Source organism: Pseudomonas sp. EL_65y_Pfl1_R83 (genome assembly GCF_963970695.1).
In the GTDB taxonomy this organism is placed as follows: Bacteria; Pseudomonadota; Gammaproteobacteria; order Pseudomonadales; family Pseudomonadaceae; genus Aquipseudomonas; species Aquipseudomonas tritici.
Map to the genome: position 1 here is coordinate 1 of NZ_CAXAQI010000416.1, position 457 is coordinate 457.

At 41.8% G+C, this 457-nt stretch carries 1 protein-coding gene; it reads left to right on the top strand.

All coding sequences use genetic code 11. The features are described from left to right. On the top strand, positions 1-400 hold a 400-nt coding region (locus tag AACY08_RS29590), incomplete at its 5' end, for a pheromone/general odorant binding protein (RefSeq protein WP_339472635.1). Positions 401-457 lie beyond the last annotated feature (57 nt).

Sequence of the window (457 nt, forward strand, 5' to 3'; positions counted from 1 at the left end):
CTTAGCTATCTCCTTTAGTGAGGCAGATGAGTTTGGGGAGAAAGTTAAGAAAATGGCTGGAGAATGTAAAGAGCAAGTTGGTGCAAGTGATGACGATGTAGCACGATTGTTCAAATATGAGCCCGCCGCTAATGACAAAGCAAAGTGTCTAAATGCTTGCCTTATGAAAAAAATCGGCATCTTGGATGAAAATAACAAAGTGATCGAAGCTGCGGCTATAGCTTATGTAAAGCAGGTATCCGGTGGCGATGCAGAGTTTGAGAAGCTGAGCATGGAGACTTATAACGAATGCAAGAGCACTCCGGAAAGTAGCGATGAATGTGAGTACGCTGAAGCTTTTCGTCAATGCGTTATCGAGAGTGCGAAGTCCAAAGACATTAAGATTTTACCTCAAATCTAATTTGTTGCTATCTACTACTGACCAGCTGATACTTTAAATACAGAAAATGAGTAGCCG